This is a genomic window from Pseudomonas sp. KnCO4 (genome assembly GCF_045344305.1).
In the GTDB taxonomy this organism is placed as follows: domain Bacteria; phylum Pseudomonadota; class Gammaproteobacteria; order Pseudomonadales; family Pseudomonadaceae; genus Aquipseudomonas; species Aquipseudomonas anuradhapurensis.
The window spans coordinates 5,582,519-5,609,331 of record NZ_CP174199.1 but is presented as its reverse complement, the minus strand read 5'-3'; the positions used below and the strand labels follow the sequence as shown (position 1 = coordinate 5,609,331).

Sequence of the window (26,813 nt, the reverse complement as noted above, 5' to 3'; positions counted from 1 at the left end):
GGCTTAAAAAGTCCGCAAGGGCATGCTGTACCAAACGATTTGTTTTACCGCTTCAAACTAAAAACCTAACCAATACGACGTAAAAGTCGGGAGGAAAGATGGAAACTGTAGTTGGTCTGACCGCTATCGCTGTTGCTCTGCTGATCGGCCTGGGTGCTCTGGGTACCGCCATTGGTTTCGGCCTGCTGGGCGGCAAGTTCCTGGAAGGCGCTGCTCGTCAGCCTGAAATGGTTCCGATGCTGCAGGTCAAAATGTTCATCGTTGCCGGTCTGCTCGACGCCGTAACCATGATCGGTGTTGGTATCGCTCTGTTCTTCACCTTCGCGAACCCCTTCGTTGGTCAGATCGCCGGCTAATCACTCGTTTCCACGAGTTGATTGGTGTGATGGACAAAGACCGAGCGAGGTGTTGGCGTGAACATTAATGCAACCCTGATTGGCCAATCCGTTGCTTTTCTGATTTTTGTACTCTTCTGCATGAAGTATGTATGGCCTCCGGTCATCACTGCTCTGCAAGAGCGCCAAAAGAAGATTGCCGACGGCTTGGACGCTGCCAACCGCGCAGCTCGCGACCTGGAGCTGGCCCAAGAGAAAGCGGGTCAGCAACTGCGTGAAGCAAAGGCACAGGCAGCCGAAATCATTGAGCAAAGCAAGAAACGCGCTGCTCAGCTTGTCGAGGAAGCCCGTGAACAGGCTCGCGTCGAAGCTGACCGTGTGAAGGCTCAGGCTCAAGCCGAGATCGAACAGGAACTGAACAGCGTCAAAGACGCCCTGCGTGCCCAAGTGGGTGCCCTGGCTGTTGGCGGTGCTGAAAAGATCCTTGGCGCCACAATCGATCAAAACGCGCATGCGGAGCTGGTTAACAAACTGGCCGCTGAAATTTAAGCGAGGGCGATCATGGCAGAACTGACCACGTTGGCCCGACCTTACGCTAAGGCTGCCTTTGAGCATGCCCAGGCCCATCAGCAACTGGCCAATTGGTCAGCCATGCTCGGCCTGGCTGCTGCGGTGTCGGAAGACGACACCATGCAGCGCCTGCTCAAGGCCCCGCGACTGACAAGCGCAGAAAAGGCCGCCGCATTCATTGAAGTGTGCGGTGACAAGTTCGATGCACAGGCACAGAATTTCATTCATGTTGCCGCGGAAAACGACCGTCTCCTGCTCCTGCCGGAGATTGCCGCCCTGTTCGACCTGTACAAGGCCGAGCAAGAAAAATCCGTGGACGTGGAAGTCACCAGTGCTTTTGCGTTGAACCAAGAACAGCAAGACAAACTCGCCAAGGTTCTCAGTGCACGGCTCAGCCGGGAAGTGCGCCTGCACGCGTCGGAGGATGCCAGCCTGATCGGCGGCGTCGTCATCCGCGCCGGCGACCTGGTAATCGATGGCTCGGTTCGCGGCAAGATCGCGAAACTGGCCGAAGCATTGAAATCTTGAGTTTGAAGGGGCAGCAGAGCAATGCAGCAACTCAATCCTTCCGAAATTAGTGAAATCATCAAGGGTCGCATCGAGAAGCTCGATGTCGGCTCCCAAGCCCGTAACGAAGGTACCGTCGTAAGCGTTTCCGACGGTATCGTACGGATCCACGGTCTGGCCGACGCTATGTACGGCGAAATGATCGAGTTCCCGGGCGGCGTATACGGTATGGCACTGAACCTGGAGCAAGACTCCGTAGGTGCGGTGGTACTGGGTGCGTACACCTCCCTCGCCGAGGGCATGAGCGCCAAGTGCACCGGTCGCATCCTGGAAGTTCCGGTCGGCAAAGGCCTGCTGGGCCGCGTCGTCGACGCTCTGGGTAACCCGATCGATGGCAAAGGTCCTCTGACCACCACCGAAACCGACGCGGTCGAAAAGGTCGCTCCGGGCGTGATCTGGCGTAAATCGGTAGACCAGCCTGTACAGACTGGCTACAAGTCGGTTGACGCCATGATCCCGGTTGGCCGTGGCCAGCGCGAGCTGATCATCGGTGACCGTCAGATCGGTAAGACTGCCATGGCGGTCGACGCGATCATCAACCAGAAAAACAGCGGCATCTTCTGCGTATACGTGGCCGTAGGCCAGAAGCAGTCGACCATCGCCAACGTTGTGCGCAAGCTGGAAGAAGCCGGCGCCCTGGCCAACACCATCGTTGTTGCCGCCAGCGCCTCGGAATCGGCCGCGCTGCAGTTCCTGGCTCCTTACGCCGGCTGCACCATGGGCGAATACTTCCGTGACCGCGGTGAAGACGCCCTGATTGTTTACGATGACCTGTCCAAGCAGGCCGTTGCCTACCGTCAGATCTCCCTGCTGCTGCGCCGTCCACCAGGACGTGAAGCGTACCCAGGTGACGTGTTCTATCTCCACTCCCGTCTGCTGGAGCGTGCATCGCGCGTTTCGGAAGAGTACGTCGAGAAGTTCACCAATGGCGCAGTCACTGGCAAGACCGGTTCCCTGACCGCCCTGCCGATCATCGAAACCCAGGCTGGCGACGTTTCCGCGTTCGTTCCGACCAACGTGATTTCCATCACCGACGGTCAGATCTTCCTGGAATCGGCCATGTTCAACTCGGGCATCCGCCCTGCAGTTAACGCCGGTGTTTCGGTATCCCGCGTAGGTGGTGCCGCTCAGACCAAGATCATCAAGAAGCTGTCCGGTGGTATTCGTACCGCTCTGGCTCAGTACCGTGAACTGGCTGCATTCGCCCAGTTCGCTTCCGATCTGGACGAAGCGACCCGCAAGCAGCTGGAGCATGGTCAGCGCGTTACCGAGCTGATGAAGCAGAAGCAGTACGCGCCAATGTCCATCGCGGACATGGCCCTGTCGCTGTATGCCGCTGAGCGTGGCTTCCTGACCGACGTAGAAGTCTCCAAGGTCGGCAGCTTCGAGCAAGCTCTGATCGCCTACTTCAACCGTGATCACGCCGAACTGATGGCCAAGATCAACGTGAAGGGTGACTTCAACGACGAAATCGACGCTGGCATGAAAGCTGGTATCGAGAAGTTCAAGGCCACCCAGACCTGGTAAGCCGCAGCGGGGGCCCTGGCCCCCGCTTGCTAACCTGATAGGTGATACATGGCAGGCGCAAAAGAGATTCGCAGTAAGATTGCGAGCATCAAAAGCACGCAAAAAATTACCAGCGCCATGGAAAAAGTGGCGGTCAGCAAAATGCGCAAGGCACAACTGCGCATGGCTGCTAGCCGTCCTTATGCGGAGCGTATCCGCCAGGTGATCGGTCATCTGGCCAACGCCAACCCGGAGTACCGCCACCCGTTCATGATCGAGCGCCCTGTAAAGCGCGCCGGTTATATCGTGGTGAGCAGTGACCGTGGTCTGTGCGGTGGCTTGAACACCAACCTGTTCAAGGCCCTGGTCAAGGACATGAACGAAAACCGCGAACAGGGCGTTGAAATCGACCTGTGCGTGATCGGCAGCAAGGGTGCGGCATTCTTCCGCAACTTTGGCGGTAACGTCGTAGCTGCGATCAGCCACTTGGGCGAAGAGCCATCGATCAACGACCTGATCGGCTCCGTCAAAGTGATGCTGGACGCCTACCTGGACGGCCGCATCGATCGCCTCTCGGTGGTTTCGAACAAGTTCATCAACACCATGACCCAAAAACCGACGGTCGAGCAATTGGTACCGTTGGTGGCAACCCCGGATCAGGATCTCAAGCATCACTGGGACTACCTGTACGAACCCGACGCAAAAGAGCTGCTGGACGGCTTGATGGTGCGTTACGTGGAGTCGCAGGTGTACCAGGCGGTGGTCGAGAACAACGCTGCTGAACAAGCGGCCCGGATGATCGCCATGAAGAACGCCACAGACAACGCCGGTGATTTGATCAGCGAACTCCAGCTGATCTACAACAAGGCGCGTCAGGCTGCGATCACCCAGGAGATCTCGGAAATCGTCGGCGGCGCTGCCGCGGTTTAACGGTTCAAATATTCAGAGGATCCAGCTATGAGTAGCGGACGTATCGTTCAAATCATCGGCGCCGTCATCGACGTGGAATTCCCACGTGACGTCGTACCGAGTGTTTACAACGCGCTGAAAGTACAAGGCGCGGACACCACCCTGGAAGTTCAGCAGCAGCTGGGCGACGGCGTGGTTCGTACCATTGCGATGGGCTCGACCGAAGGCCTGAAGCGCGGTCTGGATGTCGTCGACACCGGCGCTGCCATCTCCGTTCCTGTTGGTAAGGCCACCCTGGGCCGTATCATGGACGTTCTGGGCAACCCGATCGACGAAGCTGGCCCGATCGGCGAAGAAGAGCGTCGTGGTATCCACCAGAAGGCGCCTTCCTTCGCTGACCAGGCAGGCGGCAACGACCTGCTGGAAACCGGCATCAAGGTTATCGACCTGGTTTGCCCGTTCGCCAAGGGTGGTAAGGTTGGTCTGTTCGGTGGTGCCGGCGTCGGCAAGACCGTTAACATGATGGAACTGATCCGTAACATCGCCATCGAGCACAGCGGTTATTCCGTGTTCGCTGGTGTGGGTGAGCGTACTCGTGAGGGTAACGACTTCTACCACGAGATGAAGGACTCCAACGTTCTCGACAAGGTAGCACTGGTCTACGGTCAGATGAACGAGCCACCAGGAAACCGTCTGCGCGTAGCGCTGACCGGCCTGACCATGGCTGAGAAGTTCCGTGACGAAGGTAACGACGTTCTGCTGTTCGTCGACAACATCTATCGTTACACCCTGGCCGGTACCGAAGTATCCGCACTGCTGGGCCGTATGCCTTCCGCAGTAGGTTACCAGCCGACCCTGGCCGAAGAGATGGGCGTTCTGCAAGAGCGTATTACTTCGACCAAAGAAGGTTCGATCACCTCGATCCAGGCCGTATACGTACCTGCGGACGACCTGACCGACCCGTCGCCAGCCACCACCTTCGCCCACCTGGACGCCACCGTCGTTCTGTCCCGTGACATCGCTTCCCTGGGTATCTACCCAGCGGTTGACCCACTGGACTCGACTTCGCGCCAGCTGGACCCGAACGTGATCGGCAACGAGCACTACGAAACTGCCCGCCAGGTTCAGTATGTTCTGCAGCGCTACAAAGAGCTGAAAGACATCATCGCGATCCTGGGTATGGACGAACTGTCCGAAGCCGACAAGCAACTGGTAGCCCGCGCTCGTAAGATCCAGCGCTTCCTGTCGCAGCCGTTCTTCGTGGCCGAAGTCTTCACCGGTTCGCCAGGCAAGTACGTTTCCCTGAAAGACACCATCGCTGGCTTCAGCGGCATCCTCAAAGGTGACTACGACCACCTGCCAGAACAAGCGTTCTACATGGTCGGCAGCATCGACGAAGCGATCGAGAAAGCCAAGAAACTGTAATCCCGGCGCCCCGAAAGGGGCGCTAATCAGGTTGAGGCAAGCAGATGGCTATGACAGTCCATTGCGATATCGTCAGCGCGGAAGGAGAAATCTTCTCCGGTCTGGTCGAGATGGTGGTTGCGCACGGCAACCTGGGCGATCTGGGTATCGCTCCGGGCCACGCGCCGCTGATCACCAATCTGAAGCCAGGTCCGATTACGCTGACCAAGCAGGGCGGCGAGCGCGAGGTGTTCTACATCTCTGGCGGCTTCCTGGAAGTGCAGCCGAACATGGTCAAGGTACTCGCCGACACCGTGCAACGTGCAGCCGACCTGGACGAAGCCTCCGCTCAGGATGCCGTCAAGGCAGCTGAGAAGGCCCTGCATGAGAAAGGCGCGGATTTCGACTACAGTGCCGCATCCGCACGTCTGGCCGAGGCCGCAGCCCAGCTGCGTACCGTCCAGCAGATCCGCAAGAAGTTCGGCGGTTAATTCCGCAGGCTTCATGTAGATTGAGAACAAGGGTAGCCATCGGCTACCCTTTTTCTTTTTTGTAACCTATAAAACCGGTCATTTCACTGACCGCCCAGGATTGGTAGCCAGTAATGTCACTCGATATCGTTATTCTCGCTGCCGGCCAAGGTACCCGCATGCGCTCGGCGCTGCCCAAGGTGCTGCATCCGGTAGCCGGCAATTCCATGCTCGGGCATGTTATCCACAGCGCGCGCCAGCTTCAGCCGCAAGGTATTCACGTGGTCATCGGCCACGGTGCCGAACTGGTACGCGAGCGCCTGGCCGCCGACGACCTGAACTTCGTCATGCAGGACAAGCAACTGGGCACCGGCCATGCAGTTGCCCAGGCATTGCCGGCCCTGACTGCCGACACCGTGCTGGTGCTGTACGGCGACGTGCCTTTGATTGAAGTGGAGACGCTGCAGCGCCTGCTGGCCAAGGCCAACTCCCAGCAGCTGGGCCTGCTCACGGTAACCCTCGACGACCCGACCGGCTATGGCCGCATCGTGCGTGACGAGCAGGGCAAGGTGACCGCTATCGTTGAGCACAAGGACGCCAACGATGCGCAGAAAGCGATCAAGGAAGGCAACACAGGCATCCTTGCCCTGCCAGCCGCACGCTTGGCGGACTGGATGGGTCGCCTGTCGAACAACAATGCCCAAGGCGAGTATTACCTGACCGATGTCATCGCCATGGCGGTGGCCGACGGCTTGGTAGTGGCTACCGAGCAGCCACACGACCCTATGGAAGTGCAAGGCGCCAATGACCGTCGCCAGCTGTCCGAACTGGAACGTCACTACCAACTGCGCGAAGGCCGCCGCCTGATGGCCCAGGGCGTGACCCTGCGCGATCCGGCACGCTTCGATGTTCGCGGTGAAGTGACCGTCGGCCGTGACGTGCTGATCGACATCAACGTGATTCTCGAAGGCAAGGTTGTCATCGAGGACGACGTCCAGATCGGCCCGAACTGCGTGATCAAGAACACCACCCTGCGCAAGGGCGCGGTGGTCAAAGCCAACAGCCACCTCGAAGGCGCCGTGATGGGTGAGGGCAGCGATGCCGGCCCGTTCGCCCGCCTGCGCCCGGGCAGCGTGCTGGAGGCCAAGGCCCATGTGGGTAACTTTGTCGAACTGAAGAACGCGCACCTGGGCGAGGGGGCCAAGGCTGGCCACTTGACCTACCTGGGCGATGCGGAGATCGGCGCACGCACCAACATCGGTGCCGGTACCATCACCTGCAACTACGATGGCGCCAACAAGTTCAAGACCGTGATGGGCGAAGATGTCTTCATCGGTTCGAACAATTCGCTGGTTGCGCCTGTGGATATCCAGGCGGGTGCGACCACTGCAGCCGGCTCGACCATCACCCAGACTGTCGAGGCTGGCGACCTGGCGGTAGCACGTGCCCGCCAACGCAACATCTCGGGCTGGAAGCGGCCGGAGAAGATCAAGAAGAGCTGAGTTATACACAGCTGATTCGGTCGAGAGCCGACTTATGTGAATAAGTCGGCTTTTTTGTGGGCGGCCCATCCATTTTGGATAGGTTTTGCACAATTCCTGTAGGAGCGGCTTCAGCCGCGAACACCAGCAAAGCCGGTGCCAGCCACAGGTGGATCTTCGCAGGCGAACCCACTTCCAGCGGTTGGCTATTTATCTTGGGCTTTTATCCACAGCTTGACGAACCGCCCATCTTAGGTTTTGATTGCAAGCATTATCTTTCGAATCGAAACTTAAGCGCGCATGTCGAAACGAAACACACCGCAACGGCGACACAACATCCTGGCACTGCTCAGCGAGCAGGGCGAGGTGAGTGTGGACGCGTTGGCCAAGCGTTTCGCCACCTCGGAAGTGACCATTCGCAAGGACCTGGCCGCCCTCGAAACCAACGGCCTCCTGTTACGCCGTTATGGTGGCGCAGTCCCGGTGCCGCACGAGCTGCTCGCAGAACCCGCCCAGCCCGTGTCTTCCTATAAAAAGGCCATTGCGCGTGCCGCCGTCGGCCGTATTCGTGAACATGCACGCATCATCATCGACAGTGGCAGCACCACGGCGGCGATGATCCCTGAACTGGGGCGCCAGCCTGGCCTGGTGGTGATGACCAATTCGCTGAACGTCGCCCGCGCCATCTGCGACCTGGAACATGAGCCGGTGCTGCTGATGACGGGCGGTACCTGGGACCCCCATTCCGAATCGTTCCAGGGCCAGGTGGCCGAGCAGGTATTGCGTTCCTATGATTTCGACCAGCTGTTCATCGGTGCCGATGGCATCGATCTCGGCCGGGGTACCACCACCTTCAACGAGCTGCTCGGGCTGAGCCGGGTCATGGCCGAAGTCGCCCGAGAAGTGATCGTGATGGTCGAGTCGGACAAGGTCGGGCGCAAGATCCCCAACCTTGAGCTGCCCTGGGGCAGCGTGCACACCCTTATTACTGACGAACGCCTGCCCGCAGCGGCACGCGAACAAATTCAAGCCCGCGGCATCAACCTGATCTGCGCCGCGATCAGCCAGGAGCAATAAACCATGTGTGGAATCGTTGGTGCCGTCGCCGAACGCAACATCACAGCCATCCTGATCGAAGGCCTCAAGCGTCTTGAGTACCGCGGCTACGACAGCGCCGGCCTGGCCGTGCTCACCCAGAACGGTGAACTGCAGCGCCGCCGCCGTATCGGCAAGGTCAGCGAGCTGGAAGCTGCGGTTGCCGCCGAGCCACTGTCCGGGCAGCTGGGCATCGCCCATACCCGCTGGGCTACCCACGGTGCGCCGACCGAAGGCAACGCCCACCCGCACTTCTCCAGCGACACGGTGGCGGTGGTACACAATGGCATCATCGAGAACCATGAAGAACTGCGCGAGGAACTGAAGGGCCTTGGCTACGTCTTCACTTCGCAGACCGATACCGAAGTCATCGTCCACCTGATCCATCACACCCTCAAGCGCGTTCCCGACCTCACCGATGCCCTCAAGGCCGCGGTGAAGCGCCTGCATGGCGCCTACGGCCTGGCGCTGGTCAGTGCCAACCAACCCGACCGCCTGGTGGCGGCACGCAGCGGCAGCCCGCTGGTCATCGGCCTGGGGCTGGGTGAAAACTTCCTGGCCTCCGACCAGTTGGCGCTGCGCCAGGTCACCGACCGCTTCATGTACCTCGAAGAAGGCGATATCGCCGAGATCCGCCGTGACCAGGTGAGCATCTGGGACCAGGCCGGGCACAAGGTACAGCGTGAGACCGTGCAGTACCACGAAGGCGCCGAAGCGGCCGACAAGGGCACCTATCGCCACTTCATGCTCAAGGAAATCCACGAGCAGCCAAGCGTAGTGCAGCGCACCCTGGAAGGCCGCCTAGGCAAGGATCACGTCATGGTCCAGGCCTTTGGCCCACAGGCTGCCGAGCTGTTCGCCAAGGTGCGTAACGTACAGATCGTTGCCTGTGGCACCAGCTATCACGCCGGCATGGTGGCCCGCTACTGGCTGGAAGAACTGGCGGGCATACCTTGCCAGGTGGAAGTAGCCAGCGAATTCCGCTACCGCAAGGTTGTAGTGCAAGCGGACACCCTGTTCGTCTCCATCTCCCAGTCCGGCGAAACCGCGGACACCCTGGCAGCGCTACGCAACGCCAAGGAGCTGGGCTTCCTGGGTAGCCTGGCGATCTGCAACGTAGGCATCAGCTCGCTGGTGCGTGAATCCGACCTGACCCTGCTGACCCTGGCCGGCCCGGAAATCGGCGTAGCCTCGACCAAGGCCTTCACTACCCAGCTGGTTTCGCTGATGCTGCTGACCCTGGCCCTGGGCCAGGTGCGCGGTACCCTGCAAGCCGGTGTCGAGGCCGAGCTGGTGGAGGAGCTGCGCCGCCTGCCGGCCCGCCTGGGCGAAGCGCTGGCGATGGACGCCATCGTCGAGAAGACCGCCGAGCTGTTCGCCGACAAGCATCACACCCTGTTCCTGGGCCGTGGTGCCCAGTACCCGGTGGCCATGGAAGGAGCGCTCAAGCTCAAGGAGATCTCCTACATCCACGCCGAAGCCTATCCGGCGGGCGAACTCAAGCACGGCCCGCTGGCCCTGGTAGACAACGATATGCCAGTGGTTACCGTGGCGCCGAACAATGAACTGCTGGAAAAGCTCAAGTCCAACCTGCAGGAGGTGCGCGCCCGTGGTGGCGAGCTGGTGGTGTTCGCCGACGAGCAGGCCGGCATGAGCAACGGCGAAGGTACCCACGTGATCAAGGTACCGCACATCATCGATGCCCTGGCGCCGATCCTCTACACCATCCCGTTGCAGCTGCTGTCGTACTATGTGGCAGTGCTCAAGGGCACGGATGTGGACCAGCCGCGTAACTTGGCCAAATCGGTAACTGTGGAGTAAGGCGCTGCAGTTTCTGCAGCTGTTGGTTTCTGATAACTGAAGCTGTCGCAAAGGGAGGGAGCCACCCGTGGCTCCCTTCGGCGACAAGCACTTCCTGCCTCTGTTGCGCTCGCCGCAACCCGCTTCGCCTCTCGTCCACGCCTTTTCCAATAGCTCGTCTCCTGCCACAGCGTCCTGTTGGCGATAGCTTTTCACCTGTCAAAGCCGCCTGGGCCCGATGCCGGCGACACGCTATAGCACTAGCAAATCAGCGGCAGTGCCAGCTGGGAAAGGGGATAGGTGTCTAATTAAGTCACAGCAGAGGCGCAATTAAAGCGTTTGTAAGCTTGTGTGCTTCACGCCAATCTAAAGGTCGCACCTCTGTGGGGGCGATGGTGGCTGCGCTGTCACAGCCTGCAGCTGTCACTGCACGTGGTCGGTACTGGCTCGTTGTTAACCGGGGCTGCTTGGCAGTACAGGTTGTGGACGCCCGGAAGCTGTTGAGTTGATTGCCAGGAGGCACCTTGCATGGCCAGTTATGGACTGTTTCTCATCCTCGCGACCCTTACCGTATTGAGCCCCGGCCCCGGGGTGGTGCTGACCCTCTCCAATGCCCTGCGCCATGGCTGGAGCGGTGCCCTGCCGGGGATCCTCGGTATCGCCTTGGGCGCTTTCATCGTCGCTGGGCTCTCGGCCAGTAGTGTGGGGTTGGTTCTGGCGACCTCGGCAACGGCGTTCACCGTACTCAAGTACGTCGGCGCGTTGTACTTGTTGTACTTGGGCGTGAAGATGTGGCGTACCCAGCGCTTCATCCCGGAGCTCGCCGTGACCGCCACGCAACCCTGGCGGCGCTTCGTCGAAGCGTTGTCGATCCAGCTGCTGAATCCCAAGGCCGGATTCTTCTTCCTGGCGGTGTTTCCGCAATTCATCAGCCCGCAGGACAACTACTACCGGCAGTTCTTCCTGTTGGTTTCGTCCTATGCCTTGCTCGTCGTGTTGGTGCACACCGGCTACGCGCTGATGGCCAATGGCGCCAGGGGCTGGTTGTCGACCAACCGTGGCGCGCGAATCGTTGGCAAGCTCTCCGGAATCACCTTCTTTTGTTTTGGTATTCTGATGGCGTCGGCTAGCAAATAAGACGCTGAATGGAACTTATCCGAAAGTCGCAATCTATATGTCACATGCGACACGTACCTTGGTCGTAATCGCGATAGCCACGACAAACGGATAAACAGAGTTCCAGCATCCTCATTGACTTACATTTTGATATCTCCGACTATCACGCCTGCGCGGTAATCCGAGGCTCACTATTTTTTGAGCAACAACTCTAAAATGATTTGCACGGCGCAATGGCTTTGCCAATTTATCGCGCCGTTAGAAACGGCAGGAACACGACATGGACAGTCGAAACCGGGACGCAGCCACGACATGCGATAAAAACCACCCCATCAAATACCTGCACGACGAGCTGCAGCTTCAATTGTGTGATTTGAAAGATTTGAAATATGCGTACTACGCCGCTACTCATAATCGCAATGTAGAGCCGATTATCATTTCAAATTACCCCCCGAACTGGGTTAAAAGCTATAAAGACAACAAGAGCTACCTGATCGACCCAATCATCAAGCATGGGCTGAGAGAGATCACACCCTTCTCCTGGCACGAAGCCCTTGCCAACAGCGGTCCCGAAGGCGTGGACTTTTTCAGGCGCGCTACCCGTTATCGAATCTGCTCGGGTACCACGTTTACCTTGCGCGATGCGTCCGGGACCTTCTGTGCCTTGAGTGTGTGCGATGCGGGTTCGCAAGTAGATTTTGATCGGCGTATGGCCAAGCAGCAAAGCCAGCTGCAAATGCTGCTGATCAAATTTCATAGTTGGCTGATGACCTCGCGCACAACGGATCAGCTGTTTTCCAGTGCAGCCGATGGGCCGCTTTCCACCCGCGAACTGGGCGTGCTGCAACTGGTCATGCGCGGCAAGACCTACCGCGAAATTGCCACGGACTGTGGAATTTCAGAGCGTACAGTGAAATTCCACATGTCGAACATTTCTGGCAAATTGCAGGTCGGCAACGCCAAGCAAGCCGTCTACGAGGCCAAGCGACAGGGCATCATCTGATCAGGCGATGTGGTTGTCGGATACATCGTGCAACTGCAGGCTCAATGGCCACTGCTGGGTCTGCAGTGATGACAACGGTTGCTTGCGCGCAATGCTTTCGAGCAGTCGCAGGCGGTTGGACGAACTGATCGGCATGTCCAGCAAATGCACCGTCTCACCCGGCGATGCTTCGCCGCTGTCGAGAATCTGGTAGTGCCAGCCGGCCTGTCGAACGATGCGCGCCATGGCATCGCTGACCACGGTGACGATCGATTTCAAGCCGGTCAGTTCGCCGTGGTCATGCATGCTGAAAAGCAACATTTCGGTCAATGGCAAGTGCGCCAGGCCCAACTTGCGTGAACGCGTCTTATCGACGAAGAAGCGGCTGGATTCAGCCATCAAGGCCCGCTTGGGCGGTGTGCAACTGAAGAACTCGCGGAAGGGACCTTCAACCATATAAGGGTGCAGCGTGTTGATCAGGCGCAGCCCCGCCAACGGTATGCCTTGGCAAGTGCCAACCAGATACGTCGTGTTCCAGTTGTCATATTCATCCAATTCAATGCCATTTCTCACCGTGACTTTCCAATTAAGGCGATCACAGAAGACATGCTTGCGTAAGCCGTACAACTCGGCAACCCAGGGATGTGGGTCACGACGGTATTCAATCTTGTGAAAGTCGATAGTTATCATATTGGGCTGTTCCCTTGCCTCAGGTATGGCGGTCGCGTGGGCGTTGGTATACAGCATGCCCTTCGAACTACAACCTGCTGATTCTATCAACTGTCGGCGCTGAGCAACCTGTACTTAAGTGCATGCAGCCCGTCGGTATTTCGGCAAATACCGAGCGCCTGTACCTAGATACAGTTGTTGCCATCGCAGAATTGGGCACACTTCCCGGGTCGTTGTGTAGGACGCCAGTTTTCACAACTTACAAGACGTTATTTGCCAGGCACACGGTTGCGATGGGTATTGATAACCCTCGTACGTTCGGCCCTGGCAGTTAGCGCCTGCACTCAATGCCGCCCTTGTTCATACAAGGGTTGTCACGCCAGCACATCAATCAGGGAAGACCATGGAAAAGCCAGCCTCTCCAGCACCTCGCCGCGTCGTCGTTACTGGTTACGGTGCGATCTGCTCGCTCGGCCAGAATGCCGATGCCATCTGGGACGCGATGATGGATTACCAGATCGGCTATCGTCTGCACCGTTTTGATGACCCGACTATCCATGCGCGCTTCTTCGGCTTCATCGACGACTTCGGCCGCGAAGCCATGCGGCCGTTCTCGAAGAAGATTTCCAAGATGTTGCCTCTGTTCGCCAAGTACAGCTTGGTGGCGGCCCATGAAGCACTGCACATGGCTTATGGCGACACACCACTGGATGACGTGGTCGCACCGTTCGACCGTGGTGTCGTTCTCGGCACCGGTTGGGGAGGGCTGGACACGGCGAACTTCAACAACAACGAATACTGCCAACAAGGCATTTCCACCTCGTTCGCCACGGTCATGTCGATGTGCAATGCGGCGACGGCGGCCATCACCATGAACTGGAACATGCGTGGTGTTCAAAACAGCCCGGTGGCAGCGTGCGCAACCGGCACCATCGCCATTGGCGAAGCTTATGAAGCGATTCGTGCCGGTCGCGCGAAAATGATGATCGCCGGTGGCAGCGAATCGTTGAAAGAGCAGTTCAACGTCTGGTCGATCGACGTCATCCAGGCTCTGAGCAAAGAGCAGGAAAACCCGCGCCTGGCTTGCTGCCCGTTCAGCAAAGGGCGAAGCGGTTTCATCCTTTCCGAAGGCGCGGCGGTACTGTGCCTTGAGGATTATGAGCTGGCCAAGGCCCGCGGCGCCAAGATCCTTGGCGAAATCACCGGCTACGCCAACTACTCGGACGCTTTCGACATGACGGCCCCGGCCGAGGACATGCAGGCTCGCGTGCGGGTGATCCAGGAAGTATGCCGGCAAGCCAGTGTCGATGCGCCGCGCATCGACTACATCAACTTGCATGGCACCTCCACACCGCTGAACGACGTCAATGAAGCCCGCTCCATCAAACTGGCGCTGGGCGAGGCTGCCCATGGCATTCCGATGTCCAGCACCAAGTCGTACACCGGCCACCTGATTGGTGCAGCAGGTTCGATGGAAGCGATCTTCTGCCTCAAAGCCATGGCCCGTGGCACGATCCCGGCAACCATCCATCTGGATGAAGCCGATCCTGAGTGCGACCTGAACTTCGTACCCAACGAGCACTTGCACGGGCAGCAGCTGGACAACGTGCTGAACCTGAGCTTCGGCTTCGGTGGCGCCAATGCCGGCATCATGCTGCGCAAGGTGCATTGATCATGCAGTGGCAATTTGGCCCTGAACAGATCGAAGCGTGGGCTGATCTTTCCGGCGATCGCAACCCTATTCACTTTGACCTGGAAGCGGCGCGGCGCATGGACGCCGAGGATGTCGTGGTGCACGGCATGCTGGCGCTGCTGCCAATCAAACATCAAATGGGGCGTGCCGCCGACGGCCGCGATGAAGACTGGGTACAGTTCAAGGCGCTGCTGAAGGCGCCGGTTCTGCGCAATCGCCCTGTCGCGCTTTCCACCCGCCCGCGCAGTGCAAGCACGGCATTCACGCTGCGTTCCAAGAACAGTGACAGCGAGCACGTGCTCGGCCATGTTTCGCAAGTTGCGCCGCCAACGTGGGCGTCGAAATCCCCAGGCTTCGCCCTTGACCGGGAATATGTCGAGGCTTGGCTCACCCAGTTTCGTGAAGGGTTGGGCAAGGATCTGGATGACTGGGTGGCACTGGATGCGCTGATATTTTCCCACTTCATCCGCAACCATCTGGGGGTGATCTTCGAGCGCCTGTCCGGGCAATTTGCCCAACGCCAGGTTCCTGAGCGTATCGAGGACATCACCAATCATTTGGTCGTGCAGACCAGTCACCAGATCACGTTCTGCACGCAACTGCGTTCGTTGGGCAGCTTGCAGTCCGATATCAGCTGCGAGATCGACAACATTCTCTTGATTGAAACACCAGGCAAGGCCGTCGGCACCCTCGACCTGGGAGTCGTCGTCGGCGGCCGCCATGTAATGACCATAACCCTCGGCTTGATGATTAAAACCGTTCTCACCCCCACTGGAGCGAAACAATGACCACTGTTGACCAAGTATTCACCATCGTTCGTGATCTGATCCTGGACCTCAAGGATGTCGATGAAAGCGAAGTGACCCTCGATACCACCATTGAAGCGATGGAGTTCGACAGCCTGGACTTCGTCGAGATGCAGGTGGTCGTGCAGAAGAAGATCGGCGTGGCGATCAACCCGGATTCGTTCGTCACCCGCAAGATCGCCACGTTGCGCCAGCTCTGTGAATTCATCGTTGAGCTCAAGGAATCGACTGCCGTCGAAGCCTGAGCCGCTGGACCCAATTCATGGAGGAGCAGGAAATGTCTACGCTGAACAATAGTGTGCTCGCTATTTCCCCGGCGAGGGAGTCGAAGGTTCGCAAGTTAAGCGAAGTGTCGCATCACAAGACGATGGACCACGCGACCGTACTGCCATGGGACCAGGACATCGATCGAAGCCTTTACCCCAAGGATCCCGAGCATCTGTGGATCAATGGAACACGCTATTGCGAAGGCTTGAGCGACGCCCAGAAGCTGGAACTGGCCTGGCTCGAGACGGGCCGTGACATTTCCATGTTCATCTGGCTCGAGCAGACCATTCCGCCGTTGTACATGGGCTACATCACCCAGTTCCATGACCGTATTTCGCCGGACCTGCAGGAATACCTGATGATCTTTTCCAAGGAAGAGATCGTTCACACCCTCACCTTCAAGCGCTTCATGGCCAAGGCCGGCCTGAAGATCTGGAACCCACCGGTCGGGCTCTATGAGTTGCTGACCCAGACACTGCCGAAAATGGAGCCGGCGGTCGGCGTGTTGTTCACGCTGTTGATCGAATGGGTTGCCGAAATGGGCGCCATGCACACCTCCCAGGGCGCAGCGGTAGAGCCGATGACCCGCACCCTGTTCCGTGAGCATCACTATGACGAGGCTCGGCACATCGCCTTTGGCCGCTGGATCAGCGAGTCCTTCTTCGAAACTGCCAGCCGTGAATCGATCGACCAGGTCAAAGCCATGAGCCGGAAAATCATTCCGGCGCTGATCGACATGTTCACCTACAACCCCGAGATCGCGTTGCACACTTCCTTCGAGTTCCCGATTGCAGTGGATGACAAGGCGAAGATCGAAGAGGTCTGGCGTTCACCGAACAATGCTCGACTGAACGACGCCCGATTCACCGAAATTTACGCCTGGATCGACAAGTTGGGGCTGCGGCAATGAGTTCTTCGACCTGGGACGCGATCTTCGTGGGTACCGGGATCACGAGCCTGGCCTGCGCGGCCATGCTGGTCAAGCGTGATCGCGGTGCACGCGTCCTGATGCTCGACAAGCATATTGTGGTTGGGGGTTATGCCTCGACGTTCAGCCGGCCCAAGCAATCGGCGATCTTCGATTGCAGCCTGCACAAGCTCAGCGGCATGGCGGAAGGCGGCAACCTGATCCGCATCCTGCGGGATCTGGGCCTTGAGGATGAACTGAACCTGGTCTACCCCAACGACTATTTCTGCGCCTACCAGAACGGCACGGCGCTGCCATTGGCTAACGATGCCGACCAGGTCGAACGGCAATTGATCGAACGGTTCCCTCATCAGGCAGAGCCCTTGGTGACCTTTTTCACTCAGGTACGCACCTATGGGCGCAACGGCTACTACCAGTTCCAGATGCTCGATGGCAGTTTCGAGCCTGACATGGCGCAGTTGCGCTGGGCCCATCGTAACCTCAAGCACAAGACCGTGCGCGAGGCGTTGCACGAGTTGTTCGATGACCCCTACCTGATTGAAATACTGGCAGCCCCTGGCATTTATGTCGGTGGCTACTCGGAGGACCTGGGCTACCTGTATTACCTGCACGTGGTGTATGCCACGCTCAATCGCGGTAACGCCTACGTTGCAGGCTCGTCCCAGCGCCTGTCCGACCTGCTGGCGCAGCAGGTCGAACAGGCCGGGGGCAAGATCATGCTCAGTACGCCTGTAGAAGAAGTGACCACCGACAGCAAGGGCAACGTCACGGGGGTACGCACCCGGGCCGGTGAGTTTCATGCGCCACAGGTGTTCATCAATACCTCACCCCATTACGCGGTGGAGCACTTGTTCCAGGCGGATGTGGACCTGACGAGCACCCGAGAGAAACTAGCCGCGTTGAAGCCGGCACGCTCGACCACCACGGTGTACCTGACCACCGATCAAGCACCCGCAGAGCTGGGGCTGCGGCATAGCGAGTCGATGCTGTTTGCTGCAGACCCCGCGTTGGCAGCCGAGCTGCGGATCAACGCCGAGCGCAGCGGTTTTCAGCCAGAGCTCTGCGAACAGGCCTTCTGGGCCATGTCGCCGATCGAGGTCACCAACTATCACGCCCTGGCACCCGCTGGCGGCAAGGTCGTGTGTATCAACGTGCTTGATTCCATCGCCCATTGGCCTGCCCGGCGTACGGCGCAATATCGCGCGAAAAAGCAACGCGCGTGTGAGGTGCTGGTGGAGCGGCTGCTGGTTCAGGTTCCTCAGCTGCGTGGCCACATTTTGCATACCGAAGTGGCTACCCCGCATACCTATGTGCGCTTCACCAACAACACCGATGGCTCTGGCTACGGGGCGATGGTGGGTACCGACCTCAAAGGGCATGTCTTCCACCATGGCTTCCCGGTGCAGGGCGTGCAGTTTCTCAGCGCTTGGGTCGCGGGCCCAAGTTATGAAGCCGCCTTTGGCTATGCCGAGATGAAAGCCAGGCAATGGAGACGGGCATGACAACGCATGCACACTCGCCCAGCTGGTTTGGGATCGCCGTTTCCAAACTGTTCATTCGCGTGATGTTCAGGCAGGTACAAGGGTGGAAGCGCGACGTGCCCAGCCGGGCCGAGGGCTTCGTCGAGACGGCCAGCGATGGCAGCAAGCTGGAAGGGGCGGTATTGCTGGCCAACCCGGCCAAAGCCAAGGGTGTCGTGCTGCTGTGCCATCCGTTCTTGAAATATGGCATGCATTACTTTTTCGAGAACGGCATCGATCAGGCCTTCCTGGAACAGGGCTACCACGTCGTTGCCTTCAACTTCAAAGGCTTCGGGCGCAGCACCATCGGTGGTCATGCATTCGCCGATGACGTCTTGTCCATTGCGCGAAAGATCGCACGGGAATACCCAGGCCTGCCGATTCACCTGGTCGGCTGCTCATTCGGTGGCTACCACCTGTCACATGCCTTGGCACGTGACGCCTCGCCCTTCACCTCGGCCGTCCTGGACAGTGTGCCTGTCTCGGTTCGCAGCTATTTCACGCGTGGTCCGTTGCGCCTCGCCATGCGCTGGATCAGCGGGAGCCGTCTGGCAGTGCCTACCGGTACCTGTGCGATCGACCATTCCCTGAAGCATGTTCAGCACCTGCCAATTGCCTACTTCTACGGGTTGAGTGACCGCTATATCCCAGAGGCGAGCGTGGCAAGGCTGAGCCTGGATTGCACATCCCTGCATGTGGTCGGCTTCGAAGCGTGTCGCCACCTGGAAAACCACAAGAAGCATCGGGATCAGTACTTCCAGGAGATCTTCGCGTTCTTCGCCCGTGCTGAATCTCATAAACCCGTTGTAACGGCCTGACTACGGGCTCTTTGACTTAAGGAAACAGAACATGGATGTCCAACAGCTCGGCAAAGGCAAGTGGATACTCATCAGCGGCGGTACCCGCGGTATAGGGCGCGCACTTGTGCAACACCTGTCGCGTGAAGGTTATGAAGTTGCGTTCACCTATCAGTCCTCCGCTGACGCTGCTCGCCAGCTCGAACAGGAGGTAGCCGCCAGCGGCGGCCGTGCGCATGGGCATGCCTGTGACGGTCGGGACTTCCAGTCGGTCAGTTCATTGTGCGAACAGTTGGTCAACGATCTCGGCGGCCCCTATGGCTTGATCAACAACATGGGCGTGACTGGCGACCAGCTGCTGTTCAACCTCGACGTCGAGCGCTATCGCGACGTGGTTGCGACCAACCTCGACTCGGCGGTTTATTTCAGCAAGTCATTGGTCCCGGCCATGGCTGGTGAACGGCGGGGCAAGATTTTGCACATGTCCTCTGTCAGTGGCGTCAAGGGAAACAAGGGCCAGTTGGGTTATTCCGCAACCAAGGCCGCGATGATCGGGATTACCAAGACCATGGCGTTGGAACTGGCGCGCTTCAAGATCAATGTCAATGCCATTGCTCCCGGCTACATCGCCACGGACATGATCGACCAGATCCCCGATCACGTGCGCAAGTCGATCACCGACAACATCCCCCTCAAGCGCTTCGGCGAAGTGCACGAAGTTGCTGCATTGGCCAGCTTCCTGTTGTCACCGCAAGCCGACTACATCACTGGCCAGACCTTCCTGATCGACGGTGGCCTGACGGCCTGATTCGCCTTGTACAAATTGCTGTGCGGTGATGCCCGGAGCATTCATGAGTCAATCATACGATACTGTTTTTGTAGGATCAGGGCTGGGCGCGCTCGCCAGCGCCAGCCTGATGGCCCAACGGGGCCAGAAGGTCCTGGTGGTGGAAAAGCACAATATTCCCGGTGGTTACGCGAGCAATTTTCGTCGTAAAGACTTCACCTTCGATGTGTCTCTGCATTCGTTCGATGGAGTCGTCCGCGGTGCGCATTCATTCAAAGTGATCGAGGCGTGTGGCGTCGCCGACAAGGTCGAGTTTCTCCATCATCCGACGCTCTATCGCTACCGTTCACCCGATATCGACATCACAGTCGGGCATCGCGACCTGGAAGGCTACAAGCAGACCCTGTATCGCTGTTTCCCCGAAGAAGTCGACAACATCAATCGGTTGTTCGCCGAGTCCAAGCGCAACTACAAGGACCTGTGTGGCTTCCTTTATTCACCGAAACCGTTCTGGATGCGATTTGTCGCTACGCCGTTCGCCTATCCGCGGGTTCTGCGCTATGGCCATGAAACGGTGGATAAGTACTTTTCCAGGTTCACCCGCAACGAACGCCTGAAGGAAGTACTGTCGGCGCAGTGGAGCTATTACGGGCTGCCGGCGAAAGACCTGGCATTCGGCTATTTCTCGTACCCCTTCATCGACTATCTGGAAAACGGCGGCTACTCGATCAAGGGCGGCTCGCAGGCGCTTTCCTCGGCATTGGTCGAGGTTATCGAGGCGCACGGCGGCCGTGTCGAACTGGAGTCGGGAGTCCAGCAGATATTGGTCGACCAAGGCAGGGTCACTGGCGTCGTCACGCGCAGATCAGGGCCGGTGAAGGCCCGCAACGTGGTGGCCAATGTTTCCCCGCACGCCGTGGTGGGCTTGGCAGGAAAACAACACTTCCCCAGCAAGTACCTCACTCGGCTGGACAAGCTGAAGTTCTCGGTATCCGGCTTCCAGGTGTACCTGGGCCTGGATTGCCCACTGAGTGAGCTGGGTGTCGGCCCTGAGGAATACATCCACTTCTTCTCACCCGGGAAAACGCAGCGCGCGCAGTTCGAACATATCCAGGCCGGCGAGCTGCATCAGGACAACACCAGCTGGTCGATCAACTACTTCTCCAATGTCGACCCGTCCATGGTGCCACCTGGAAAGTCCAGCCTTGGCCTGTTCACCCTGACCGGCCCGGACGTCTGGCACTCGCTGGACAAACTGGCTTACCGCCGCAAGAAAGCCGCACTGACCGACTTGTTGATCGCTAATGCTGAGCGCGTCATTCCAGGCCTGCGCGACCACATCGAAGTTTGTGAAGCAGGCTCGCCGCGCACCATGACCAAGTTCACCCAGAACCCCCAGGGTGCGATCTACGGCTTCGAACAAACGCCTCAACAGTCCGGACTGTTCAACCGTTTTCCGCAGAAGTATCCGGTAAAGGGGCTCTACCAGGTGGGCGCCTGGACGTTCCCTGGTGCGGGCTTCATCGGAACGATGTTGTCTGCCCGCTTGTTGGTTGACCGCTACTTCTAGGCGGTGATGTGCCCGTAAATGCGACCTCGAGAGACTAACCATGACTTATGTAGTGACAGACAACTGCATCCAGTGCCGACACACCAACTGTGTGGATATATGCCCTGCAGACGCGTTCCACCTGGGGCCGAACTTCATCGTGATCAACCCGGAGGCATGCGTCGATTGTGGTCTGTGCCTGCCGGAATGCCCTGAAGAGGCGATTCTGCCGGAGAACCGCCTGGATGACGGTAATCGGCACTTCCTGGCGTTGAATGCCGAGCTTGCACAACATTGGCCCGTCCTTCTCCAGAGCATCCCTCCGCTGGGCGATTACCAGAAGTGGAGCCATCAGCCGAACAAACTTGCACACCTCGTGCGCGAAGCCGAAGCGGTCGATCCGACCCGCGACCACCATCTGCAGCACGCTTGAAGTGCCCCTGGACGAATACCCATGCAAAGCTATGACCGCTTCAAGACGCTGGAAAGCGATACCTTCGACGTGATTGTCGTGGGGGCCGGCATTGGTGGACTGACCGCAGCCGCGACCCTCGCCAATCGTGGCAAGCAGGTATTGGTGCTGGACATGCACTATGAGATGGGGGGCTGCGCCACGGTCTTTCATCGTAAGGGCAAGGATTACGAGTTCGACGTAGGTCTTCATTACATCGGCGACTGTGGCAAGGAAGGCTTGATCCCGCGTATTTTGCGCGGGGCCGGCATCGATGATGGCGAGATCAATTTTATCGAGCAGGACCCAGAAGGTTTCGAAACCCTCTGCTTCCCCGATTTTCAATTTGCCGTGCCGCGTGGGTATGAGCGCTTTCGGGAAAGGCTCATCGAAGCGTTCCCCAAGGAAAAATCCGGCATCAACCGCTATTTCAAGATGCTGCAGCAAGTCTGGGACTTCATGGGCATCCACTCCCGGCCGCTCTCCGCGCTGTGGGTGCTGCCACGTTCATGGATGCTGATGCGCCATTCGAAATCGACGGTTGCCCAGTTCCTCGACACCTGCACCCATGACCAGCGACTGCGCGCCATCCTGACCGGACAGCTCGGCGTTTACCATCAGCCTCCCAGCAGGGCGACCATGGCTGGCCACGCTGCGGTGGTCAACCACTTCCTGCAAGGGTCATATTACCCTTCGGGAGGGGGCCAGATGTTCTCTGACAAACTCGGCGCGGTTGTCGAGCGCAACGGAGGAAAGATCCTGCTGCGTTCCAAGGTCGAACGTATCCTGGTCGAGAAGGGCCGCGCGGTAGGTGTCGAATTCAGTAACAAGCATCTGGGCAAACGTACGGTCAAGGCCGATGCGGTGATCTGCAACGCCGACATCAAGCACACCTTGCTGGACTTGATCGGACGGGACCACCTCAAGGCGAAAACCGTCACCAAGGCAGAGCGTTTCGAAATGTCGCCGGCCATGGGCGTGGTTTACCTGGGCATCGATATGGACCTGAAGGCGATGGGTCTTAAAAACACCAACTATCGCATCTATCCCGGTTGCGACTATGAGCGTGCCTACCGTGAAGTGTTCGCCGGTCAATTCCCGGATGAACCGCATCTGTTCATCGGTAATGCCACGATGAAGGACCCGGACAACCCGGCCATTGCCCCGCCTGGCATCTACAACCTGCAATTGATGTCGGCAGTTCCTTCGAACCCGGAAAGCTGGGGTGTTACCCAGGCCGAGGTAGCGGATGGCAGCTATCGGAACAACCCGGCGTACCTGGCGAAAAAGGAATGGTATGCCCGGCAACTGATTGCACTGGCTGAACGGGTGATACCGGGTATGTCGCAGCATATCGTGTATCAGGAAGTCTCCACTCCGTTCTCGGTGACCCGTTTCATCGGTTCAGCCGGTGGCACATCTTATGGCCTGGCATTCACGCCCGAGTACTTCCTGCATAATCGGCCGGGTACCAAAACCGAAATACGAAACCTGTTCTTGTGTGGCGCCTCCACCCGCACCGGGCACGGGATATTTGGCGCTATGACGGGTGGTGTCGAAGCCGCTGCCGCTGTCGACGGGCGCAAGCTACGCTACCAGATCATGGATGTCGGCACGCGTGCCGAGGCCCAGGCGAGCACTTGAGCCCACCCAACCTCGGTCGATTAGGCCCTGTAGTGCATGAGGCAGCTGGCGCCGTGCAGTTCATCAAGGAGAGATGATATGTCGAATGACTACAACACCGCTTTGCTGCTGGCTGCGGGGCTTAGCCTGCTGGCGTCGATCCTGCACGTGGGGGTAATCCTGGTGGGGCCATCGTGGTATCGCCTGTTCGGCGCAGGCGAGCGTTTCGTGCGTGCGGCCCAGGCTGGGCGCTGGTATCCGGCGGTAGTAACGGCGGGTATCGCCCTGGTTCTGGCTACCTGGGGCGTCTATGCCCTGTCGGGAGCCGGAGTGGTCGATCCATTGCCGCTGTTACGGCCGGCGCTGATCGCCATTACCGTGATCTACCTGCTACGCGGGTTGCTCGGACCTTTTGCTCTGGCTGGTACCGGGCGCAGTGGCCGTTTCATCGTGGTCAGCTCGGCAATCTGCTTGTTGTATGGCCTTGTGCACCTGGTCGGGCTCATTCAAGTGTGGCAGTTGCTCAATCCGACTGGCTGATTTCGGCTGGCCAGAGCAAATCGGCAATCGCATGAAAAGGGCGAACCTCACGGTTCGCCCTTTTTTAGGCACAGCCTTTTTCGCCGCCGTCAGATCTGCATGGCCATGCCGTCGACGTTCATCGCCGCCTGGCGCAGGGCCTCGGAGCGGGTCGGGTGCGGGTGGCAGGTGAGGGCGATGTCTTCCGCCGAGGCCGAGAACTCCATGGCCACACAGAACTCGCCAATCATCTCACTGACGCTTGGGCCCACCAGGTGCACGCCCAGTACCTCATCGGTCTGGGCATCGGCGATGACTTTGGCGAAGCCTTCGGTCTCGTGATTGATCTTGGCCCGGCTGTTGGCGGTGAAGGGGAATTTGCCGACCTTGTAGGCACGCCCTTCGGCCTTGAGCTGCTCCTCGGTCTTGCCCACGCTAGCCAGTTCCGGGCGCGTGTAGATCACCCCGGGAATGAGGTTGTAGTTGACCTCATGGGGCTTGCCGGCGATGCGTTCGATACAGGCCACCGCTTCGTCTTCGGCCTTGTGCGCCAGCATCGGGCCGGAGGTGACATCGCCAATCACCCAGATACCCGGCACGGAAGTGCGGTGGTGTTCGTTGCCGAGCATGCCGCGCTTGTCGGTTGCCAGGCCCACGCTTTCCAGATTCAGCCCTTGGGTATAAGGGCGGCGGCCAATGGCGACCAGTACATAATCGGCCTGCAGGGTTTCCGTGCTGCCGCCTGCGGCTGGCTCCAGGGTCAGGTTGACCCCGTCGTTGCTGGCATTGGCCTGGGTCACCTTGCTGCCCAGCTTGAACACCATGCCTTGCTTGGCCAATGCTTTCTGCAGGGTCTTGGCGGTTTCCTCGTCGGTGCCCGGGCAGATACGGTCGAGGTATTCGATGACCGTGACCTGGCTGCCCAGGCGACGCCATACCGAACCGAGTTCGAGGCCGATAACCCCGGCACCGATGACGACCAGGTGCTTGGGTACCTGCGGCAGGGACAGTGCGCCGGTCGAGTCGATGATGCGCTGGTTGTCGATGGCCACACCTGGCAGCGGCGTAGGCTCCGAGCCAGTGGCAATGACGATGTTCTTGGCTTGCAGCGCGGTTTCACTGCCGTCCTCGGCCTTGACCACGACCTTGCCAACGCCATCCAGGCGACCCCAGCCCTTGATCCAGTCGACCTTGTTCTTGCGGAACAGGTACTCGATGCCCTTGGTCAGGCCTGCCACGCTCTCATCCTTCTGTTTCATCATCTGGGCGAGGTTGAGGGAAGGTTGCACTTCGATACCGAGGTGGGCGAATTCGCCGCCACTGGCAGCCTCGTAGAGCTCGGACGCGTGCAACAGTGCCTTGGAGGGCATGCAGCCCACGTTCAGGCAGGTGCCACCGAGGGTCGAGCGGCCTTCCACGCAGGCTACGCTAAGGCCCAGCTGGCCAGCACGGATGGCTGCGTTGTAGCCGCCAGGGCCACCGCCGAGGATCACCACGTCATAGGATTTCATGGGTTCAACTCCAGGATGAGGAAGCACGAGAGGAGCACAAGGTTAAGCTGAGATGCAAAAATTGTATACAATCTGATGTCTGGATAAGAGTAACTGATGCTCGACCATGGTCTGGTTAAAAGGAAACATCCCACGAATGAACTACTCTGATTCGGCGACGTTCGATATTCCAGGCGTCGTGGCCAAATACGGACAGGAGGGTCGTTCATGCTTGCGCAACTTCCACCGGCATTGCAGAGCCTGCATCTGCCGCTGAGGCTGAAACTGTGGGACGGTAACGAGTTCGATCTGGGGCCTAGCCCTCAGGTCACCATCCTGGTCAAGGAGCCGCAGCTGATCAGCCAGTTGAGCCACCCGAGCATGGACCAGCTAGGCACGGCATTCGTCGAGGGCAAGCTGGAGCTGGAAGGGGACATCGGTGAAGCCATACGCGTGTGCGATGAGCTCAGTGAAGCGCTGCTGACCGAGGAAGATGACGCGCCACCGCAACGGCAGGCGCATGACAAGAGCACCGATGCCGAAGCCATCTCCTACCACTATGATGTTTCCAACGCGTTCTACCAGTTGTGGCTGGATCAGGACATGGCCTACTCGTGCGCCTACTTCCGCGAGCCGGACAACACCCTCGATCAGGCGCAGCAGGACAAGTTCGATCATCTGTGCCGCAAGCTGCGCCTGGACGCCGGCGACTACTTGCTCGATGTGGGCTGTGGCTGGGGTGGGCTGGCGCGTTTCGCTGCCCGCGAATATGGGGCCAAGGTGTTCGGTATCACCTTGAGCAAGGAGCAGCTCAAGCTTGGCCGCGAGCGTGTCAAGGCAGAGGGGCTCGGCGACAGGGTCGATCTGCAGATCCTCGACTACCGTGACCTGCCGCAGGACGGCCGCTTCGACAAGGTGGTCAGCGTCGGCATGTTCGAACATGTGGGCCATGCCAACCTGGCGCTGTATTGCCAGAAGCTGTTCGGTGCCGTGAGGGAAGGGGGCCTGGTGATGAACCACGGCATCACCGCCAAGCACGTCGATGGCCGCCCGGTTGGGCGTGGCGCTGGCGATTTCATCGACCGCTACGTGTTCCCCCATGGCGAGCTGCCGCACCTGTCGATGATCAGTGCCAGCATCTGTGAAGCGGGGCTGGAAGTGGTAGACGTGGAAAGCTTGCGTCTGCACTACGCCAAAACCCTGCACCACTGGAGCGAGAACCTGGAGAACCAGCTGCACAAGGCGGCGGCCCTGGTGCCTGAGAAGACCTTGCGCATCTGGCGCCTGTACCTGGCCGGGTGTGCCTATGCCTTCGAAAAGGGTTGGATCAACCTGCACCAGATATTGGCAGTGAAGCCATACGCCGATGGGCATCACGACCTGCCCTGGACGCGTGAAGACCTTTATCGCTGACTTTCCCTGCTGCAGTGTGGGGGCGGGTTTACCGTGAATACGCCAGAGATTGTACCGGTGCATTTG

26 protein-coding genes are annotated in these 26,813 nt (G+C 58.9%); 24 read left to right on the top strand and 2 right to left on the bottom strand.

What is annotated here, in order from left to right; all coding sequences use genetic code 11:
* The first annotated feature begins 98 nt into the window (after positions 1-98).
* The 12 genes from atpE (at position 99) to ACJA3S_RS25775 (ending at position 12,256) form a co-directional block, all read left to right on the top strand.
* Positions 99-356: a F0F1 ATP synthase subunit C gene (atpE, locus tag ACJA3S_RS25830; protein WP_003097235.1), complete on the top strand. Its 258-nt coding sequence runs from the start codon at positions 99-101 to the stop codon at positions 354-356.
* Positions 357-413: 57 nt separating this feature from the next.
* Positions 414-884: a F0F1 ATP synthase subunit B gene (locus ACJA3S_RS25825; protein ID WP_023383136.1), complete on the top strand. Its 471-nt coding sequence runs from the start codon at positions 414-416 to the stop codon at positions 882-884.
* A gap of 12 nt (positions 885-896) precedes the next feature.
* Positions 897-1,433, top strand: coding sequence for a F0F1 ATP synthase subunit delta (locus tag ACJA3S_RS25820; protein WP_043214190.1), 537 nt, complete (start codon positions 897-899; stop codon positions 1,431-1,433).
* A 21-nt stretch (positions 1,434-1,454) separates the two neighbouring features.
* The gene (atpA, locus tag ACJA3S_RS25815; protein WP_087500987.1) at positions 1,455-2,999 is read left to right on the top strand and encodes a F0F1 ATP synthase subunit alpha; all 1,545 of its coding nucleotides are present in this window, start codon (positions 1,455-1,457) and stop codon (positions 2,997-2,999) included.
* Between the two features lie 48 nt (positions 3,000-3,047).
* Positions 3,048-3,908, top strand: coding sequence for a F0F1 ATP synthase subunit gamma (gene atpG, locus ACJA3S_RS25810; protein ID WP_186671701.1), 861 nt, complete (start codon positions 3,048-3,050; stop codon positions 3,906-3,908).
* A gap of 27 nt (positions 3,909-3,935) precedes the next feature.
* The gene (atpD, locus tag ACJA3S_RS25805) at positions 3,936-5,312 is read left to right on the top strand and encodes a F0F1 ATP synthase subunit beta (protein ID WP_170033980.1); all 1,377 of its coding nucleotides are present in this window, start codon (positions 3,936-3,938) and stop codon (positions 5,310-5,312) included.
* A 44-nt stretch (positions 5,313-5,356) separates the two neighbouring features.
* Positions 5,357-5,782 (top strand): F0F1 ATP synthase subunit epsilon, encoded by a 426-nt coding sequence (locus ACJA3S_RS25800; RefSeq protein WP_023383131.1) that lies wholly within the window; start codon positions 5,357-5,359, stop codon positions 5,780-5,782.
* Positions 5,783-5,895: 113 nt separating this feature from the next.
* Positions 5,896-7,263: a bifunctional UDP-N-acetylglucosamine diphosphorylase/glucosamine-1-phosphate N-acetyltransferase GlmU gene (glmU, locus tag ACJA3S_RS25795; RefSeq protein ID WP_406820451.1), complete on the top strand. Its 1,368-nt coding sequence runs from the start codon at positions 5,896-5,898 to the stop codon at positions 7,261-7,263.
* 279 nt (positions 7,264-7,542) lie between these two features.
* Positions 7,543-8,319: a DeoR/GlpR family DNA-binding transcription regulator gene (locus tag ACJA3S_RS25790; protein WP_170033976.1), complete on the top strand. Its 777-nt coding sequence runs from the start codon at positions 7,543-7,545 to the stop codon at positions 8,317-8,319.
* 3 nt (positions 8,320-8,322) lie between these two features.
* The gene (gene glmS / locus ACJA3S_RS25785; protein WP_406820450.1) at positions 8,323-10,158 is read left to right on the top strand and encodes a glutamine--fructose-6-phosphate transaminase (isomerizing); all 1,836 of its coding nucleotides are present in this window, start codon (positions 8,323-8,325) and stop codon (positions 10,156-10,158) included.
* 507 nt (positions 10,159-10,665) lie between these two features.
* Positions 10,666-11,274, top strand: coding sequence for a LysE family translocator (locus ACJA3S_RS25780; protein ID WP_406820449.1), 609 nt, complete (start codon positions 10,666-10,668; stop codon positions 11,272-11,274).
* A 259-nt stretch (positions 11,275-11,533) separates the two neighbouring features.
* On the top strand, positions 11,534-12,256 hold the full coding sequence (locus tag ACJA3S_RS25775; protein WP_406820448.1) for an autoinducer binding domain-containing protein: 723 nt from the start codon (positions 11,534-11,536) through the stop codon (positions 12,254-12,256).
* On the opposite strand, the gene ACJA3S_RS25770 is transcribed toward ACJA3S_RS25775, so the two are convergent.
* A complete protein-coding gene (locus ACJA3S_RS25770) occupies positions 12,257-12,925 on the bottom strand; it encodes an acyl-homoserine-lactone synthase (protein ID WP_406820447.1) in 669 nt (222 codons plus the stop codon). It abuts the gene before it with no gap.
* Between the two features lie 382 nt (positions 12,926-13,307).
* On the opposite strand from ACJA3S_RS25770, the gene ACJA3S_RS25765 reads away from it, so the two are divergent.
* The 11 genes from ACJA3S_RS25765 (at position 13,308) to ACJA3S_RS25715 (ending at position 23,865) form a co-directional block, all read left to right on the top strand.
* Positions 13,308-14,576 carry a beta-ketoacyl-[acyl-carrier-protein] synthase family protein gene (locus ACJA3S_RS25765; protein ID WP_406820446.1) on the top strand — a complete coding sequence of 423 codons (1,269 nt, stop codon included), beginning with the start codon at positions 13,308-13,310 and terminating at the stop codon, positions 14,574-14,576.
* Positions 14,577-14,578: 2 nt separating this feature from the next.
* Positions 14,579-15,385 (top strand): MaoC/PaaZ C-terminal domain-containing protein, encoded by an 807-nt coding sequence (locus tag ACJA3S_RS25760; RefSeq protein WP_406820445.1) that lies wholly within the window; start codon positions 14,579-14,581, stop codon positions 15,383-15,385.
* Positions 15,382-15,648, top strand: a complete 267-nt coding sequence (locus ACJA3S_RS25755; protein WP_170033962.1) for an acyl carrier protein — start codon at positions 15,382-15,384, stop codon at positions 15,646-15,648. The genes ACJA3S_RS25760 and ACJA3S_RS25755 overlap by 4 nt, the downstream gene beginning before the upstream one ends.
* A gap of 32 nt (positions 15,649-15,680) precedes the next feature.
* Complete coding sequence (locus ACJA3S_RS25750) at positions 15,681-16,580, top strand: diiron oxygenase (RefSeq protein ID WP_406820444.1); 900 nt, start codon at positions 15,681-15,683, stop codon at positions 16,578-16,580.
* On the top strand, positions 16,577-18,100 hold the full coding sequence (locus ACJA3S_RS25745; protein ID WP_406820443.1) for a phytoene desaturase family protein: 1,524 nt from the start codon (positions 16,577-16,579) through the stop codon (positions 18,098-18,100). Before ACJA3S_RS25750 ends, ACJA3S_RS25745 begins: the two co-directional genes overlap by 4 nt.
* On the top strand, positions 18,085-18,936 hold the full coding sequence (locus tag ACJA3S_RS25740) for an alpha/beta hydrolase (RefSeq protein WP_406820442.1): 852 nt from the start codon (positions 18,085-18,087) through the stop codon (positions 18,934-18,936). The genes ACJA3S_RS25745 and ACJA3S_RS25740 overlap by 16 nt, the downstream gene beginning before the upstream one ends.
* Positions 18,937-18,967: 31 nt before the next feature.
* Positions 18,968-19,723: an SDR family NAD(P)-dependent oxidoreductase gene (locus ACJA3S_RS25735; RefSeq protein ID WP_170033955.1), complete on the top strand. Its 756-nt coding sequence runs from the start codon at positions 18,968-18,970 to the stop codon at positions 19,721-19,723.
* 43 nt (positions 19,724-19,766) lie between these two features.
* Entirely contained in the window at positions 19,767-21,272 is a 1,506-nt protein-coding gene (locus tag ACJA3S_RS25730; RefSeq protein WP_406820441.1) for a phytoene desaturase family protein, read from the top strand.
* A gap of 40 nt (positions 21,273-21,312) precedes the next feature.
* Positions 21,313-21,684, top strand: a complete 372-nt coding sequence (gene fdxA, locus ACJA3S_RS25725; protein ID WP_406820440.1) for a ferredoxin FdxA — start codon at positions 21,313-21,315, stop codon at positions 21,682-21,684.
* 21 nt (positions 21,685-21,705) lie between these two features.
* On the top strand, positions 21,706-23,346 hold the full coding sequence (locus ACJA3S_RS25720; RefSeq protein ID WP_406820439.1) for a phytoene desaturase family protein: 1,641 nt from the start codon (positions 21,706-21,708) through the stop codon (positions 23,344-23,346).
* A gap of 78 nt (positions 23,347-23,424) precedes the next feature.
* Positions 23,425-23,865: a hypothetical protein gene (locus ACJA3S_RS25715; RefSeq protein ID WP_406820438.1), complete on the top strand. Its 441-nt coding sequence runs from the start codon at positions 23,425-23,427 to the stop codon at positions 23,863-23,865.
* An 89-nt stretch (positions 23,866-23,954) separates the two neighbouring features.
* Here the strand turns inward: ACJA3S_RS25715 and lpdA are convergent, their stop codons facing one another.
* Positions 23,955-25,355 (bottom strand): dihydrolipoyl dehydrogenase, encoded by a 1,401-nt coding sequence (lpdA, locus tag ACJA3S_RS25710; protein WP_406820437.1) that lies wholly within the window; start codon positions 25,353-25,355, stop codon positions 23,955-23,957.
* A gap of 207 nt (positions 25,356-25,562) precedes the next feature.
* On the opposite strand from lpdA, the gene cfaB reads away from it, so the two are divergent.
* Entirely contained in the window at positions 25,563-26,747 is a 1,185-nt protein-coding gene (gene cfaB / locus ACJA3S_RS25705; RefSeq protein ID WP_406820436.1) for a C17 cyclopropane fatty acid synthase CfaB, read from the top strand.
* The last annotated feature ends 66 nt before the right edge of the window (positions 26,748-26,813 follow it).